Below are 16,196 nucleotides of genomic sequence, written 5' to 3' on the forward strand. Positions count from 1 at the left end.
TATGGCAAAAATAGTAACTTTGGGCGAGCTCATGCTGCGCCTGTCTCCAGAGGGCAACGACCGATTCATACAGAGTGATCACTTCCGCGTGATTCCCGGCGGCGGTGAGGCCAACGTGGCCATCAGCCTCGCCAACTACGGTCACGATGCCGACTTTGTCACCAAACTCCCTAAGCACGAGATTGGACAGCTGGCGCTCAACGCCATGCGCCGCTATGGTGTCGGCACAAGTCACATCGTACGTGGCGGCGAGCGCGTGGGCATCTACTACGCTGAGACGGGAGCCTCCATGCGCCCCAGCAAGGTCATCTACGACCGCGCACACTCTGCCATCGCTGAGGCACGCCCTGAGGAGTTTGACTTCGACGAGATCTTCGAGGGCGCTCAGTGGTTCCACTGGTCAGGCATCACGCCGGCAATCAGCGATAACGCCGCCGCCATCGTGAAGGCTGCCTGCGAAGCTGCCAAGCGCCATGGCGTGACAGTGTCGGTAGACCTCAACTTCCGCAAGAAACTCTGGACGTCGGAAAAGGCTATCTCCATCATGCGCCCGCTCATGCAATATGTCGACGTGTGCATCGGCAATGAGGAGGATGCGATGCTCTGTCTGGGATTCAAACCCGACGCTGACATTGAAGGCGGTAAGACCGACGCTGCCGGATACCATAAGATCTTTGAACAAATGGCAAAGACCTTCGGATTTAAATATGTCGTCTCCACACTGCGTGAGTCTTACTCCGCTACGCACAACGGTTGGAAAGCACTCATCTATAATGGTGAGGAATTCTATGAGAGCCGTCACTACGACATTGAGCCGATCATCGACCGTGTAGGCGGTGGTGATTCCTTCGCCGGCGGACTCATCCACGGACTGCTCACCAAGCCTACTCAGGGCGAGGCCCTGGAGTTTGCTGTCGCAGCCTCTGCACTGAAGCATACCATCAACGGTGACTTCAACCTCGTATCGAAAGAGGAGGTGGAAAGCCTCGCCGCAGGTAACGCCAACGGAAGAGTCCAGCGATAAACAATAAAAATATACCATCGGACGGACAATTCATTGTTTGCCCGTACGATGGTTTCCTATCATTTCCATCAACCAATATCATTACTACAATCATGGCTAAATTTGACAAAATACAAGTTCTTCAGAAAATCGGGGCCACCGGTATGGTGCCCGTATACTATAATGCTGACGCAGAAGTCGCTAAAAAGGTAATCAAAGCTTGCTACGAAGGTGGCGTGCGCGCCTTTGAGTTCACCAACCGTGGCGACTTTGCACACGAAGTATTCGGCGAACTGGTGAAATGGGCCGACAAGGAATGCCCTGAGCTGGCCTTGGGTGCCGGCACTGTCGTCGACGCTCCTACCGCTGCACTGTACATTCAGCTCGGTGCGAACTTCATTGTAGGTCCGCTCTTCAACCCCGACGTGGCTCCGGTATGCAACCGTCGTCTCGTCCCCTATTGCCCGGGCTGCGCTACTGTCAGCGAGATCGGCAAGGCTCAGGAACTGGGAGCCGACCTGACCAAGGTGTTCCCCGGCGATGTCTATGGCCCACGCTTCATCAAGGATCTCATGGCTCCCTGCCCCTGGTCGAAGATCATGGTCACTGGCGGCGTGGCTCCTACACAGGAGAACCTCGAAGGATGGATCAAGGCCGGTGCCTACTGTGTGGGCATGGGGTCGAAACTCTTCCCAAAAGAGGTAGTTGCAAAGGGCGACTGGAACGCTATCACCGAGCTCTGCAAGCAGTGCATCGACATCATTCAGAATGCTAAGAAGCAACGCGCATGAACGGAAGTACTATCAAAAACGATGTAAAGACGAACTGGAGATGGTATCTCTGTGCACTCCTCTTCGTCGCCACCACGGTCAACTATCTCGACCGTCAGGTGCTCTCGCTGACATGGAAGGACTTCATCGCCCCGGAATTTCACTGGACTGATAGCGACTATGGTATGATCACGGGATGGTTCTCGCTGTTCTATGCTGCGGTGAGCCTCTTCGCAGGTACTGCCATTGACCGCTTGGGAACAAAGAAAGGCTATTTGCTCGCCATCATCATCTGGTCTGCAGGTGCCTGCCTCCATGCAGGATGTGGATGGCTGACGATGGAAATCGAGGGACTGGACAGCGTGGAGGCACTCCACGCCGTGAAGCAAGGCTCCGCGCTTGCGCTCTCTATCTCTACCATCTCTGTTTATCTCTTCTTGGGCTGCCGCATGATTCTGGCCATTGGTGAGTCGGGCAACTTCCCCTCTGCCATCAAGGTGACGGCGGAATATTTTCCAAAGAAGGACCGTGCACTCTCCACTGCCATCTTCAACAGTGGCGCCTCTGTAGGTGCCTTGGCTGCTCCGGCTACCATCCCGTTCATCGCCAAGGCATGGGGATGGGAGAGTGCCTTCATCATCATCGGTGCGCTCGGCTTCGTCTGGGTGTTCTTCTGGTTGGAATGGTACGAGAAACCCGAAAAGTCGAAACATGTCAATGCAGCTGAACTTGCCTATATCCATCAGGACGACGAGAAAGAGGCCGAGGAGGCTAAAGCTGACGAGAAAGCAGAGAAAACGATACCACTGCTCAAGTGTCTCACCTACCGGCAGACATGGGAGTTTATCGCCGGTAAATTCTTCACCGACGGCGTGTGGTGGTTCTACCTGTTCTGGGCTCCTGCATACTTTAGCGATGTCTACCACTATCCTTCAGCCTCAAAAGAGGGTGCCACGCTCATCTTTATCCTGTATTTCATCGTCACGGTGGTCTCTATCTTCGGTGGCTATCTGCCTAAGTTGTTTGTGGAGAAGCGTGGCATGGATCCTTACGGCGGACGTATGCTGGCCATGCTCATCTTCGCCTTCATGCCTCTGACGGCTCTGCTGGCTCAGCCACTCGGACAGTATGGTGCTATCTTCCCCGCTGTCATCATCGGCATTGCCGGTGCCGGACATCAGGCATGGTCGGCCAACCTCTACTCTACTATCGGCGACATGTTCCCCAAGTCAACAGTTGCTACCATCACGGGCGTGGGTACTATGGCCGGTGGCATCGGCTCCTATATGATCAACCAAGGCTCTGGTATTCTCTTCGACTATGCCGAGAAAGCTGGAAGCTCGTTCTCCTTCCTGGGCTTCGAAGGCAAGCCCGCCGGATACATGATCGTGTTCTGTATCTGTGCTGTGGCCTATCTCATCGCCTGGTCGATCATGAAGACGCTCGTACCGAAATACAAGAAGATCGTACCATAACGACTCCTTATTATATATAGTACACATAGGACCACCTTATATATAAAGGTGGTCCCAATTTTACTACACCTTATTATATATACTGAATCTATGACTAACAACATTCTCAACAGACACACGGCACCGAAAGCTGAGGCTCCGGAGCGTGTGATACAGTTTGGTGAGGGCAACTTCCTCAGAGCATTTGTGGACTGGATGATCCAGGAGATGAACGACAAGACGGCATTCAACGGTTCTGTCGTCATCGTGCAACCACGCGAGCGCAACCATATCGAGACGCTGCGTGCACAGGACTGCCTCTACCATGTCAACCTGCTCGGACTGAAAGGCAACGAGCAAGTAAACAGCTGCCAACGAATCAGCAGCGTCAGCCGCGCACTGAATCCCTATACACAGTACGACGCATTCATGGCACTGGCCGAGCAGCCCGAGATGCGCTTTGTCATCTCCAACACCACAGAGGCCGGTATTGCCTTCGACAACACGTGCAAGCTGAGCGACACACCGCCCGCCTCCTACCCCGCCAAACTCACGCAACTGCTCTATCACCGCTACTCTTGTTTCAACGGCGACACTAAGAAGGGACTCATCATCCTGCCTTGTGAGCTGATCTTCGGCAATGGACATCACCTCAAAGATTGCATCAACCAGTACATCGACTTGTGGCACGATGACCTCGACGACGCTGAGGGATTCCGCAAATGGATTGCCTGCTGCTGCCCGATCTGCACCACACTCGTCGACCGCATCGTCAACGGTTATCCCCACAACGACGAGCAACAACTGTGGCAACGTATCGGCTACAAAGACGCTGCTATGGTGCAAGGCGAGATCTTCCACCTTTGGGTCATCGAACACGACAAGAACATCTCCATTGAGCAACTCGACAAGGAGTGGCCGGCACGCAAAGCAGGTCTCAACGTAGTACTCACCGACAACGAAGCTCCTTATCATCTGCGCAAGACAACGCTGCTCAACGGTCCGCATACCGTCCTCTCGCCTGTGGCTTTCCTCTCCGGCATCAACATCGTCAGAGATGCCTGCAACGATGAACTCGTCGGGAAATTCATCCATCAGGTCATGTTCAACGAACTGCTGCCGACACTCGAACTGCCGAAAGACGAGCTCACACGCTTCGCCGAGGACGTGCTACAGCGATTCAAGAATCCCTATATCGACCACCAGGTGACCAGTATCATGCTCAACAGCTTCCCGAAGTTCAAGACGCGTGACCTGCCTGCCCTGAAGCGATACACCGAGTTGAAAGGTGAACTGCCCAAAGCCATCGTGCTCGGACTCGCTGCTATCACCACTTATTATAAAGGTGGCACAAGAGAGGACGGCACGGCGATCGCACCCAACGACGATCCGGCAATCCTCGAACTGCTCCAGCAACTGTGGGCTTCTGCCGATTGCCATACCATCGCTGAAGGTGTGCTCGGCGCGCAAGACTTGATTTGGAAAGAGCAAGGTAACCTCAATGACATCCCCGGACTGACTGACTTGCTGACTTCCTATCTACAGCAGATACAAGAGTCGGGCATGAGAAAGACCATTGAGACGGTTCTCAACAAGTGATAAGATGAAACAAGCAATTAAAATCAACCCTACAGACAATGTCGCCGTAGCCATCAAAACACTGAAGGCTGGCGACATCGTTGACATCGACGGCTCTACACTCAAACTGGTTACTGACGTGGTGCCCGGACACAAGATAGCTCTCCATGACATCAAAACGGGAGAGATGATCGTAAAATACGGCTTTCCTATCGGACACGCTATCCACGACATAGCAAAAGGCGCTCTGCTCGATGACCACGACATCAAGACCAATTTGAGCGGAGAGTTGAACTACGACAACATCCACATTCAGCCACAGAAAAAGACAACGCCGCATCCCGATGCTTCCTTCCAAGGTTATCGCCGCTCCAACGGACTCGTCGGTGTGAGGAACGAGTTGTGGGTAATCCCTACGGTAGGCTGTGTCAATGGTATTGCACAGAACATTGTAGAGGAGGTAAAAACACAGACAAATAATGGTGAAGGCGTAGATGCCATCGTGGCTTTCCCGCATAACTACGGTTGTTCACAACTCGGTGAAGATAATGAAAACACACGCCATATCCTTCGCGATCTGGTGCTTCACCCAAATGCTGGTGGCGTGCTCATCGTAGGACTGGGATGTGAGAATAACCAACCGCACGAGTTCGTAAAGTTGCTCGGTGACTACGACCACGACCGCATCAAACTGCTCGTCTGCCAAGAAGTGGAAGGCAACGAAGTGGAGACGGGCACAGAGATGCTGATGGAGCTCTATGACAAAGCACGCAACGATCAGCGAACTGCTATTCCGGCTTCTGAACTGCGCATCGGACTGAAGTGCGGCGGCAGCGACGGCTTCTCAGGTATTACTGCCAACCCTCTCGTTGGTGCTTTCAGCGACTGGCTCTGCAATGAACAAGGGGGGACCACGGTGCTCACTGAGGTTCCCGAGATGTTCGGTGCTGAGACTCTGCTCATGCAGCGTTGCGTCAACGAACAGGTGCTTGAGGATACCAAGCATCTCATCAACAACTTTAAGCATTACTTCCTCAGCCACGGTCAGCCCGTGGGCGAGAATCCCTCACCGGGAAACAAGGCCGGTGGCATCTCTACACTGGAAGACAAAGCATTGGGATGCACACAGAAGTCGGGATCATCACCCGTTTATGGAGTCCTCGGATATGGTGAGCGACTGCAAGGTCACGGCCTTCATCTGCTCTCTGCTCCGGGCAACGACCTCGTCGCCGCAACAGCTTTGGCTGCTGCCGGATGCCACATCGTGCTGTTCACAACAGGGCGTGGTACACCATTCGCTACCGCTGTGCCTACCTTGAAAGTATCTACCAACACTTCTCTCTACAAGCGCAAAGGCAACTGGATTGACTTCAACGCTGGCAGCATCGTGGAAGACAAGAGTATCACAGACCTTTTGCCCGACTTCATCCACACCGTCCTCGACGTGGCCAGCGGCAAAAAGGTAAAAGCAGAGCGAAACGGCATTCATGGCTTTGCCATCTTCAAGAATGGTGTAACGCTCTAAATATAATAATGACTGATATGAGATTTTCCCCCTCTAATTCTTTCATAGGCAGCATGATGCTCGTCGGCTCTCTTCTGTTCTCGCTACAAGCAGTCGGACAGGACCGGACGATGACCGTGACACTGCAAAATCCAGGCAACACGATTTTGCAGCAGTCACCCGTGGAGATTCCCGGTATGGAAGGCTATCGCTCTGCCCGCGTGACTGTAGACGACAAAGAAGTACCTTCACAAATGGACGACTTGGATGGTGACGGCGGAGCTGATCATCTGTTCTTCCTCGCTGACATCAAGGCCAAAGGACAAAGCAAAGCTACCATTGCGCTGTGGCGAAAGGCCATGCCCGACACCTACACCAAGCGTACCTTTGCCGACATCCTTCTGCGCAACAGCAAGGTAAAGGCGAAGAACAAACACGACATCTATCTGAGCGAGTTTGCCTCGCTGCGGGGTACCAATCCCTTCCCTGTCATCCATCAGCATGGTGCCGTACTGGAGAGCGAACTTACTGCTTACCGTTTCTATTGCAGTCCACGACAATCGGTCGACATCTATGGTAAGCGCAAAAGGCAGTTGGAACTCCACGACACAGAGTTCTATCCCGACACAGCTCAACTGGCTGCCGGCTATGGCGACGATGTCCTGGCAGTGAGAGATGGCGTAGGCGTCGGAGCCCTCAACGGTTGGGACGGCAAACAGCCCGTCGGTTTCGTAGACTGCGACAGCCGCCGTCAGCGCGTCGTGGCGAACGGACCGCTTCGCAGTATCGTCGAAATCACGGATTTGAACTGGAAGCCGACACCCGATGCAGAGCCTCGTACTCTCACTACACGCTACACGATGATCGCAGGACACCGTGATTGTGAGGTGGACGTAAGAGTTTCCGTTCCGAAAGGTTTCAACCTTACCGACCAGATACGCACCACTCCTTATTTTATAGGCATCACGCACATTAAGGGTCAGCAAAGTTGGACCGACGGTCATGGCCTGCTTGCCAACTGGGGCACCGACTACCCCGTCACGGGTAAGGATACGCTCACACATAAAAAGGAAACAGTAGGTTTGGCGGTCTCCATCCCCCGTGCCAGCATTCTCAAAGAGATTCACACGCAGTACGACGACGGCTATCTCGTCTCTATCCCCGGCGGTCATCTCGTCTACCACCTCTCTTTCTGTAGTGACAAAGAGGAGCAGGGCTACCACAGTGCCGACCAATGGTTCAGTGCCTTGAAAGCATGGAAAAGCAAAGAAAGCACCGCATTGTCCTTAAAGATCAGGGAAAATAAGAAATCCCCTCGCCCATAAAGGCGAGCCTCTTTGGGTGCCGTGTTCCGTACGCCTCTGCTAAGCAGAGGCCCCCCTCTCCACAACGATGAAGGGCTAAGCAACGATCGTTGCTTAGCCCTTCATGTGATTCAGCCGGGGTTCGAACCCGGGACCCGCAGCTTAGAAGGCTGCTGCTCTAATCCAACTGAGCTACTGAACCATACCCTTTCAATAAAGCAAATGCAAAATTACTATTTATTTATCAAAACGCCATCGTTTTTTGATAGACAGACTTAATAATTATTATATATTAACAAAAGCGTTTCTTTTCTATCTTTTCTTGCTTGCGATCTTCTAAAAAAAAGAACTCCATTAGCAAAAAAAACGAAGCCTTTCATTCCGCATGACACATTTTTTTTATATCTTTGTAGCATAATCGTAACAGACATTACACATATCTATGAACACAAGCGACTATGTGATTATCTTCATGAAGATATTAGGCTCCTTAGCCTTGTTGATCTACGGCATGAAGGTAATGAGTGAAGCCTTGCAGAAAATGGCAGGCTCGCAACTGCGTCACATCCTTGGCGCGATGACAACCAACCGATTCACAGGAATGCTCACAGGTGTATTTATCACTTGCGCCGTGCAATCTTCTTCCGCCACCACAGTGATGACCGTCAGCTTTGTCAATGCGGGACTGCTCACCTTGGCACAAGCCATCTCGGTGATCATGGGTGCCAATATCGGAACGACGCTTACCGCCTGGATCATGTCACTGGGATTCAACGTAGACTTGACGATGGTCGTCTTCCCAGCCTTCTTCTTGGGCATCATGCTCATCTATTCCAAGCGACGCCGCTACATCGGTGACTTCCTTTTCGGTATTGCCTTTCTTTTCTTTGCACTTGTCCTACTGAGCAATGCCGGTAAAGAACTCGACCTGGAACACAACCCGCAAGCCATCCAATTCTTCTCTTCCTTTAATATTCACAGCCACGCCAATATCATTGTCTTTGTGCTCATCGGTACACTGATCACCTGTATTGTGCAGAGCTCTGCTGCCGTGATGGCCATCACCATTCTGCTTTGTTCCTCCGGCGTATTGCCTATTTACTTCGGCATCGCTCTTGTCTTAGGAGAGAACATCGGCACAACAGCCACCGCCAACCTCGCTGCCCTCGGTGCCAACACACAGGCTCGGCGCGCAGCCATGGCACATTTGGTCTTCAATGTCTTCGGCGTCATCTGGGTGCTGTGTCTGTTCTATCCCTTTGTCGACGGTGTGTGTCACCTCGTAGGGTACAATCCTACTGGTGCTGGCTTCACGCAAGTACAGAAAGCGGCTATCCTTCCCATCGTGCTCGCAGCCTTCCACACCTGTTTCAACGTGACCAACACAGCCCTGCTCATCGGCTTCATCCCACAGATAGAGAAAGTCGTCTGCTGGATCATCAAACCGAAAAGCAACAAAGACGAGGAAGATTTCCGTCTGCGTTTCATCCAGTCCGGTATCATGAAGACTCCTGAGCTCTCCGTGCTGGAGGCTTCCAAAGAGATCCACTCTTTTGCCGAGCGCATGAGAAGAATGCTGCGCATGGTGCGAGAATTGCTCAGCACCAAGGATGCCAACGACTTTGTCAAACTCTTCTCCCGCATAGAGAAATATGAGAGTATCGCCGACAACATGGAGATAGAGATTGCTAAATACCTCGACCAAGTCAGCGACGCTCACCTCAGCGACGAGACGAAAGACAAGGTGCGCGCCATGCTGAGAGAGATCTCTGAACTTGAGAGTATCGGCGACTCCTGTTATCATATCGCAAGAACCATCAATCGTAAATATACAGAAAAGGAGGAGTTCACCACTGACCAGTACGAGCATCTACACCAGATGTTCGCCCTCACTGACCAGTCGATGGAAGAGATGGAGCATGCTCTCATCGAGCACAAGACTGATATCGACATCAATCGCTCCTTCAACATCGAGAACGAGATCAACAACTATCGCAACCAGCTCCGCAGCAGAAACACGATTGATGTCAATGACCATAAATACACCTACGCCGTAGGTACGATGTATATGGACATCATCAACGAATGCGAGCGCGTTGGCGACTATGTCGTCAATGTCGTAGAGGCACGTACCGGAAAGAAGAAAAACGAGGCGTAAAGCCACGCCCACTCTCTATCCTTGACAAAGCGAAAAGCTTCTGCCACTGATAGATAATTAATACAAAGGTCTTATTGTTCATACATTTATGACAATAAGACCTTTTTCTATGCTAAAAACCTTTAATACGAAAGAAGATTCATTTATTTTTCGTACATTTGTAAACTCGAATATTTAACTATAACTTATCTAAGAAATGGTATTACCGGAAACTAAAGAGAACCAAAGAATTACTGTCAACGTCGTTAGGACGGATCCTGACTCACACCAGTTTATTGTCACCTATGGAGATGATGGCAAACTCTATCGTCTGCCCATGCTTTTATATCAGAAAAGAAGCACCGTGCCCAACACGCTTCCTTGTATCGTGGAAGAGTCTTTCAACGGCGGCATACATCTCAGGCAAGACTATGAAACGCTCATCAGGCAATTCTATCACGAAGGCGACAAAGTCGAGTTCAGCATCAAACGCTCACACGACAATTTCTATATTCTTCAAGAATCGCATGGTTTCACTACGCGCCTTGACAAAAGCTGCATTCCGAATCCTGCCCTCACGCCAAGAATTATCTGCCAAGTAGAAAAGATCAAAGGCAGATATATGCAAGTACAACCTGTGGAAAACCTGCAGGCACGCAAATATGACTTCCCTATCAAAGATAACCAACTGGCTACGCTTTTAGGCAACAGGAAGTGGAACAACGATTCATTGCGGGAACTGCTCCTTGGAAGTACCAATCCTGATCTCTTCGACAATGCTTGCTATCACTGGATCGCCAATATGGCAACCGACTATCACGACAAAGACTTACTTCGACAAGACCTCATTGACTTCAAGGAAAGCATGCTCCATGTGCTTGAACAGACCGATCTGCTCAACATGTGTGACGCTGTTTCCAGAGGTATCTTGGAGAATCGTTTCACGGACTTCATCGAGCAGACTTCCTTTTTCATCAATGCGCTGGATCTCGTAAAGAACAAATTAGGAGAAGAATACATCGGGCAAGTACTCAACAAACTGGAATGCTGCAACTATGTCTTCCATCCGCGTGAGTGCTTTTTCACAATGCTCTGTATCTTCTTGCAGGACGACAGCGTGATGCAAAAGTGTATGCCAAGGATGATCAGCATCATACGTAAACACGATCTCGCCCTGTCCAAGCGTGCTCCTTTCGGCAAGCTTTGGATCACCCTGCTCGAATACTATATCCGCAAGAGTTATGAAACACCGGACAGTCTCAACAGCCAAGGTACGACCGAGACGATGATACAAGCTCTGGCTCTCCAGCTCAATTTGGCAGAAGACGATGACAGCGACCTTTTCGACGTGGTACTCAACCGCAGTCTCCTCTATCGCCTTTGCAGCAAGATGGGAGTGGCCGACCCCAAGAGCCTGCTGGAAGAATCGCTCTATAACCTTGTCTCTGACTCCGGCGACCAGGCTGCCTATGTGGTCAACACCGATGACGCCACACTCACCGCCAATATCATTGCCAACCAGGTGTCTGATACGATCGACTCATCGCTCGCTCCTGTGGAATACCTCACGGACAATGCAAAGTTACTGATCAAAGACGGCAAGATCTCTATCTCAGCCTCTGATGTAAACTCCGAGAATGTCTACACGCCTCTGCCAACCCGTCTGAACCTCTGGCACGCCTTTACCATCAGGCTCAGCGAAAAACCTTCTGCTGACCTCAGAGGGAATAAGAGCAACACGCTGCCACACTTCAAACAACTGTGGGATTTCATCTATAAGTCACTCTTCATCGGTGGACACCGTAATAAAAAGAAAGAAAGACGCAGACTTCTGCCCGGCGAGGAAGTGTCGATCATCATCAAGAAGAAGATACCAACCGACGATGAAACAAAACTTCTTTTCCAATGTGAGGTCATCGACGAAGAGCTGCAAGGTATCACAGGATACATCGATGCCGCCAGAGACATCGTACCCTATTATCCCAGCAAGAAGCTTTCGTTAGAGGACTTCTACCACAATGGCTACCCGCTCATCCTGCCTGCTGACGTAGATGGTATCGAGGACGGAGAATACCACTTCGTGATGAATGAGATCTGCGTAGACTTTATGGAGGATTACCGCATCGAGCATCTCAACTTCAACAGTCGTCTCAGATGTGTTCTCAACAATTCTCAACCCGGTATCGGCCGTGTACCTGCTATCTCCACCAACGGTTTGTCACTGTCCGTGGATGTGGAGCCCGGCACTCCTCTCAGCGTATTGTCAAAAGGTAAAGTGGTCGAAGTGTACAAGCCCACGCAGGGTAGACCACCTTATATCAACGTCACCTATCGTGCAGATGTTCCCGATATGGTCTTCAGTGTGGGCGCTGCTTTCCATCAGTTCATGGTCAACCTTGCACACGGCGAGGTGTTTGTCAGTGAAGAGGAACAGGAACCTTCCGAGGACTTCACCTCGACGATGGATGCTGAGCACCTCACGGAGCTGATGTACATCTTCGAGACCTACGCCAGCTTTGAGGATGATTACATCAAAGCCTACAACTATATCTCCACTTGTCGGGTACTTGCCCGCATGCTCAACTCCGAACGGGAACAGTATTATTGCAAGCGACTCTCACTGTTGGAACTGCTCAACGACTTCGCTCTCAACAACAGTTTTTCGAAAGAGAGCATGGCGATCCTCAACAATGCCGACAGCTTAGGCTTTGAGCAGGACTCGCATCTCTACAACGACTTCCAGCAGATGACCATCGTCTCGTGGCTTGACAACGACGATCACTACGACGACCTCTATCAGATGAGTTGCAAGCGGGAGAATCCGACTCTACAGATGTTGGCGGCTCTCGTCATGTCGCACAACACGGTAAAGAAGGCCGGGCTCATCTCCCAAGCCGATGAGATTCGGGAAAAGATACGCTCCATTCTCAAGCTCAGACGCAACCAGAGCGATAAGAAAGACTATGGACGCGAAGACTATCATACCGAGTTCAAGACCTCTATCGTCTATCCTGAAAACTCTATGCAGTCGAACTTAGCCGAACAAACATCTAAGATTCTTCAGGAGATTTGCGCATTCCTCAATGCTGACGGTGGTACACTCTACCTCGGTGTCAACGACCAGGGTACAGAGAGTGGTGTTGAGGAAGACTTGAAACATCCTAAGTTCAACGGTAACCTCGACCACTATGAAGATTATATCCACAATCAGGTAGCCATCTACCTCGGACAAGAGGCAGCCCACAATATCAAGACGCACTGGGATGAAGGCACGAAAGCCAATGTGCTGGCGATCTCTATTCTGCCCAGTCCCGATCCGATAGCGCTCAAAGGCGACTACTACGAGCGTATGGGCAAGTCAGCCCGGAGAGTCAACAGCGACTATTTGTCTGCTTTCCTCATCGGACGCAAGAAGTGGGCTGCTGAGCATCAGCTGATGACAAAGGATGAGAGCCCTGCTATCACCAGTACGCCGGCACCCATATCGCAAGAGATCAATGCAGGCACGACCACGACACCTGCGCCATTCACCAACGAGATCAAAGACAAGATACAAACCAGCCGGTTTAGAAACAACGTCATCCACGACTACGAGTTGAACTATCTTCCCACGACGGCATATCTTTGCTTCATCGACAATGATGAGTACAAGTTGCTTCAACACGACGACTACCGCACGGAGGACTACCGTCTGGAGTTGGCCATCCATGAAGAAGAAGAGAAGTCATGGCTCATCATGGTTTATAGCGACGGGCGCGTGGTGAAGGCCAGTGTGGAAAAGCTCCTGCACAGAGACAGCGACCGAACCTTTAAGCGCTACTCCGGCAAGGAACTCATCTATGCCAGCATAGCCAGCGACGACGACGAGATCATCCTTGGCTTCGTCGATGGTAAAGGCAACAAACGACTGCGCTTCGACGACATCTCTAAGATCAAGGAAAACAGCATGCAGGACTATGGCGAGACGCTCTGCGACGTCTCTTTCAGTGATATTCACTACGTCGAAGTCATCAACCGCAACAATGTTCCCGAGTGGGTACAACTCAATCCACCAAGAAAAGAACTCGGCATCGTGTTGAAGACCGTCAACGGCAAACGCATTGCCGAGATGCTACCGGAATGTAGCATCTGACAGAACATAGGCACGACGTAGTACGCATAATAAAGCAGCAACTATGACACTGGAATTTATATTACGATTAGCAATCGCAGCCCTGTTAGGTGGAGTGATAGGATTGGAGCGTGAGTACCGGGCCAAAGAAGCCGGCTTCCGCACCCACTTCCTTGTAGCTTTAGGAAGTGCATTGTTTATGATTCTCTCCATGTACGGCTTCGACAGTATGATCAACGGCACAGCGCAAAAGCTGTCCTACGACCCGTCTCGTATTGCCTCACAGGTAGTACCCGGCATCGGTTTCATCGGTGCCGGCATCATCATCTTCCAAAAGCATGTCGTCAAAGGCCTAACGACAGCAGCAGGACTGTGGGTGACATCAGCCATCGGCCTTACCTGTGGTGCGGGCATGTTTGTCCTTGCCGCGGCGACCACCATTATGGTACTCATGTGTCTGGAAGCACTCCACTTCGTTTCCAGTCGCTTTGCCACACGCAGCATACTGCTTACATTCAGCTCCGACAAGCAAGAGAACATACAGGTTGTATTGCATAAGATGAGAGATGCAGGTATCGACATCGACTCTTATGAGATGCAGAAGAATACTAATCCTAAAGGCATCGCTTATCAAGTGTCCATGGAGATCAAAGTCAAGCGCGATCAATATCAGACCCGCATCATGCAGTTCATGGAGAAAATGGACGGCGTCAGCATACAGAACATCGAATAGACGCCCATACACCTTATTATATATTACACCTTATATATAAGAGGACAACATACTAAGCCAGCATTCCTTCCAATTGCTCAATAGCATCCTTGATGTCTTGAGCAAAAGAAGCGTGTGAGAGCAGATAATCCTTCCGGCCACTTGCCAGATGCTCATAGAGCAAAGGATTCATCTGCTCCACATAGCTGGAAATGGCATATTCTATATCATCTTTCTGTCCATCACTATGGGAATACTCATAGACGCGATACTTCTGATGAAAGAAGCTATAGGCCGACTCTATACTACCCTGATCGAAAGAAAAGCTGTTTGACTGATCTGTTCTCTGTATCATATCCAATTAAGTAAAGCAATACTATGATTAACTATATTGATGCAAAAGTACTCAAAAAAGTTGAGACGATAAAAGAGAGTTAAAAGAAAAGCGACAAAACAATAATAAAAGGACACATTCGTTACACTATATATGGAAGAAAAGAAGACCATAAAAAGACTTATATTCACAGCTATACTCAGTACCACGGTCAGCATCGGATGGTCGCAAAATCCAATCATGCCCGATGCTATGCCAGGCATAGCTAAAAACGATCAGAAATCAGACACATTAACAGAAATGCATCTGCCATCCAGTATGTCAGATGAGGACTTTCATGGCTTTGCTGAACTCAACATCGATAACTTACTCTCGGTATTAGAAAAATACAACGTGAAGGAAAAGAAAATCGTTTTAGCACAAGCCTTATTAGAGACTGGTTACTTTTCCAGCCCTCTTTGCATGGAATGCCACAATCTCTTTGGTTTACGTCATCCCAGTGATGGCAGCTACTATACTTTCAACAACTGGGAAGAATCCGTTAAAGCCTATCTTGACGACGTGCAATATAAATACAATGGCGGTAACTACTACGCATTCCTCAAACGCATAGGATACGCAGAAGATCGCAACTACACATCAAAAGTAAGAAAGATAGCAGACAAGTTAGACATATAATAGTAAGCGCGGCAAGGAGCCGCGCTTTTTTTTGTAGCAATTCTAAACTATAGAAGCTATAGAGACTATAGCGACTATAGAAACTATGGAAACTATGGAAACTATAGAAGCTATAGAAGCTATAGAAACCATAGATTACTATAGAATACTATAGATCCATTACCAAGATTAGACGGGTATTGCTTTCCCCTCCCTAAAAGGGAAGGCTAGGGAGGGTCTACTAGGAAGAGACTACCAAAAAAGCCCTTGAAAACATTGCTGTCTTCAAGGGCTCTTGTTGAAAGAGGGCGGCCTCCTACTCTCCCGCATTGCATTGCAGTACCATCGGCGCAAGTGGGCTTAACTTCTCTGTTCGGAATGGGAAGAGGTGGGACCCCACCGCAATAGCCACCCAAAATGGGGTTGACTTATCGCCACAAGCTCTAAGCTATAAAGAAGCGTCTTGACTCATTATTATATATAGACCGTCTCCGTCGCCGAAAACAATCTCCAATACATCTGAAAGCATTGCCTCGAAAGAAGCTCTCGGGCAATTAGTAGTGCTCGGCTTTGACGTCACCGTCTTTACACCTGCACCCTATCAACGTCGTCGTCTGCAACGACCCTCAATG

At 50.2% G+C, this 16,196-nt stretch carries 10 protein-coding genes, 1 tRNA gene, 2 rRNA genes and 1 pseudogene; 10 read left to right on the top strand and 4 right to left on the bottom strand.

Going from position 1 to position 16,196, the window contains the following annotated elements:
• The first annotated feature begins 1 nt into the window (after position 1).
• The 6 genes from NG346_RS01945 to NG346_RS01970 all read left to right on the top strand — a co-directional run bounded on the left by NG346_RS01945 (position 2) and on the right by NG346_RS01970 (position 7,634).
• On the top strand, positions 2-1,024 hold the full coding sequence (locus NG346_RS01945) for a sugar kinase (RefSeq protein ID WP_262279106.1): 1,023 nt from the start codon (positions 2-4) through the stop codon (positions 1,022-1,024).
• Between the two features lie 92 nt (positions 1,025-1,116).
• Positions 1,117-1,794, top strand: a complete 678-nt coding sequence (locus NG346_RS01950; protein WP_262279107.1) for a bifunctional 4-hydroxy-2-oxoglutarate aldolase/2-dehydro-3-deoxy-phosphogluconate aldolase — start codon at positions 1,117-1,119, stop codon at positions 1,792-1,794.
• Positions 1,791-3,248, top strand: a complete 1,458-nt coding sequence (locus NG346_RS01955; protein WP_262279108.1) for an MFS transporter — start codon at positions 1,791-1,793, stop codon at positions 3,246-3,248. Before NG346_RS01950 ends, NG346_RS01955 begins: the two co-directional genes overlap by 4 nt.
• A 90-nt stretch (positions 3,249-3,338) precedes the next feature.
• Positions 3,339-4,826, top strand: a complete 1,488-nt coding sequence (locus NG346_RS01960) for a tagaturonate reductase (protein WP_262279109.1) — start codon at positions 3,339-3,341, stop codon at positions 4,824-4,826.
• Between the two features lie 4 nt (positions 4,827-4,830).
• Entirely contained in the window at positions 4,831-6,330 is a 1,500-nt protein-coding gene (locus NG346_RS01965) for a UxaA family hydrolase (RefSeq protein WP_262279110.1), read from the top strand.
• A 17-nt stretch (positions 6,331-6,347) separates the two neighbouring features.
• On the top strand, positions 6,348-7,634 hold the full coding sequence (locus NG346_RS01970) for a DUF4861 domain-containing protein (protein ID WP_262279111.1): 1,287 nt from the start codon (positions 6,348-6,350) through the stop codon (positions 7,632-7,634).
• A 106-nt stretch (positions 7,635-7,740) separates the two neighbouring features.
• Here the strand turns inward: NG346_RS01970 and NG346_RS01975 are convergent.
• Positions 7,741-7,815 (bottom strand) — tRNA-Arg (locus NG346_RS01975).
• A 240-nt stretch (positions 7,816-8,055) separates the two neighbouring features.
• Between NG346_RS01975 and NG346_RS01980 the strand changes: the two genes are divergently transcribed.
• From NG346_RS01980 to NG346_RS01990, 3 genes are all read left to right on the top strand, one after another.
• Entirely contained in the window at positions 8,056-9,771 is a 1,716-nt protein-coding gene (locus NG346_RS01980; RefSeq protein ID WP_262279112.1) for a Na/Pi cotransporter family protein, read from the top strand.
• A gap of 196 nt (positions 9,772-9,967) precedes the next feature.
• Positions 9,968-13,882, top strand: a complete 3,915-nt coding sequence (locus NG346_RS01985) for an AlbA family DNA-binding domain-containing protein (RefSeq protein WP_262279113.1) — start codon at positions 9,968-9,970, stop codon at positions 13,880-13,882.
• A gap of 43 nt (positions 13,883-13,925) precedes the next feature.
• Positions 13,926-14,594 carry an MgtC/SapB family protein gene (locus NG346_RS01990; protein WP_262279114.1) on the top strand — a complete coding sequence of 223 codons (669 nt, stop codon included), beginning with the start codon at positions 13,926-13,928 and terminating at the stop codon, positions 14,592-14,594.
• A gap of 52 nt (positions 14,595-14,646) precedes the next feature.
• On the opposite strand, the gene NG346_RS01995 is transcribed toward NG346_RS01990, so the two are convergent.
• Positions 14,647-14,928 carry a hypothetical protein gene (locus NG346_RS01995; RefSeq protein WP_262279115.1) on the bottom strand — a complete coding sequence of 94 codons (282 nt, stop codon included), beginning with the start codon at positions 14,926-14,928 and terminating at the stop codon, positions 14,647-14,649.
• Positions 14,929-15,255: 327 nt separating this feature from the next.
• On the opposite strand from NG346_RS01995, the pseudogene NG346_RS14550 reads away from it, so the two are divergent.
• A pseudogene (locus tag NG346_RS14550) lies at positions 15,256-15,585 on the top strand (glucosaminidase domain-containing protein); the annotation flags it as partial.
• Between the two features lie 282 nt (positions 15,586-15,867).
• Here the strand turns inward: NG346_RS14550 and rrf are convergent.
• Together rrf and NG346_RS02010 are read right to left on the bottom strand one after the other, a co-directional pair.
• Positions 15,868-15,980, bottom strand: a 5S ribosomal RNA gene (gene rrf / locus NG346_RS02005).
• A gap of 117 nt (positions 15,981-16,097) precedes the next feature.
• Positions 16,098-16,196, bottom strand: a 23S ribosomal RNA gene (locus tag NG346_RS02010); the annotation flags it as partial.

Origin of the sequence: Hallella absiana, from assembly GCF_025457485.1 — a bacterium.
GTDB lineage: Bacteria > Bacteroidota > Bacteroidia > Bacteroidales > Bacteroidaceae > Prevotella > Prevotella absiana.

Bases quoted from the DNA above. Each gene is read 5' to 3' on its own strand.
- NG346_RS01970 (WP_262279111.1), top strand. From the start codon at position 6,348: ATGAGATTTTCCCCCTCTAATTCTTTCATAGGCAGCATGATGCTCGTC.
- NG346_RS01945 (WP_262279106.1), top strand. From the start codon at position 2: ATGGCAAAAATAGTAACTTTGGGCGAGCTCATGCTGCGCCTGTCTCCA.
- NG346_RS01960 (WP_262279109.1), top strand. From the start codon at position 3,339: ATGACTAACAACATTCTCAACAGACACACGGCACCGAAAGCTGAGGCT.
- NG346_RS01950 (WP_262279107.1), top strand. From the start codon at position 1,117: ATGGCTAAATTTGACAAAATACAAGTTCTTCAGAAAATCGGGGCCACC.
- NG346_RS01995 (WP_262279115.1), bottom strand. From the start codon at position 14,928: ATGATACAGAGAACAGATCAGTCAAACAGCTTTTCTTTCGATCAGGGT.
- NG346_RS01955 (WP_262279108.1), top strand. From the start codon at position 1,791: ATGAACGGAAGTACTATCAAAAACGATGTAAAGACGAACTGGAGATGG.
- NG346_RS01965 (WP_262279110.1), top strand. From the start codon at position 4,831: ATGAAACAAGCAATTAAAATCAACCCTACAGACAATGTCGCCGTAGCC.
- NG346_RS01990 (WP_262279114.1), top strand. From the start codon at position 13,926: ATGACACTGGAATTTATATTACGATTAGCAATCGCAGCCCTGTTAGGT.
- NG346_RS01985 (WP_262279113.1), top strand. From the start codon at position 9,968: ATGGTATTACCGGAAACTAAAGAGAACCAAAGAATTACTGTCAACGTC.
- NG346_RS01980 (WP_262279112.1), top strand. From the start codon at position 8,056: ATGAACACAAGCGACTATGTGATTATCTTCATGAAGATATTAGGCTCC.